This window comes from Streptomyces sp. SID13031 (assembly GCF_010548305.1).
In the GTDB taxonomy this organism is placed as follows: domain Bacteria; phylum Actinomycetota; class Actinomycetes; order Propionibacteriales; family Kribbellaceae; genus Kribbella.
Genome location: NZ_JAAGLV010000113.1, coordinates 1 through 394, shown reverse-complemented (window position 1 = coordinate 394; position 394 = coordinate 1). Strand labels below are relative to the sequence as shown.

Here is a 394-nt window from a genome sequence, read left to right as displayed (position 1 = left end):
GGCGCCGACCAGACCGGCGAGGGCCACCGCGACGCCCGCCGTCGCCCAGCCGTCGGGGCGTTCGCCGACGAAGACGGCGGCCAGGACCGTCACCACGAGCGGGGCCGTGCCCCGGGCGATCGGATACATCTGGCCGAAGTCGCCCAGCGTGAACGAGCGCATCAGCAGTGCCATGTAGGCGACGTGCAGGCCCGCCGAGAGCAGCAGGTACGGCCAGGCACCGGCCGCCGGGAGCGGTGCGGCCGAGGCCAGGGCGGCGCCGATCAGCGCGCCGCCCCCGGAGATCAGGGTGAAGGACAGGAGCTGGTCGCGTATCGCGTGGGCGATGGCGTTCCAGCCGGCGTGGGTGATCGCGGCCGCCAGGACGGCGACCGCCACCAGGGGGGTCACGCCG

At 75.4% G+C, this 394-nt stretch carries 1 pseudogene; it reads right to left on the bottom strand.

Features of this window, described 5'->3' with window-relative positions:
- Positions 1 to 390, bottom strand: a pseudogene (locus G3I17_RS39485) (EamA family transporter); the annotation flags it as partial.
- Positions 391 to 394: the final 4 nt, after the last annotated feature.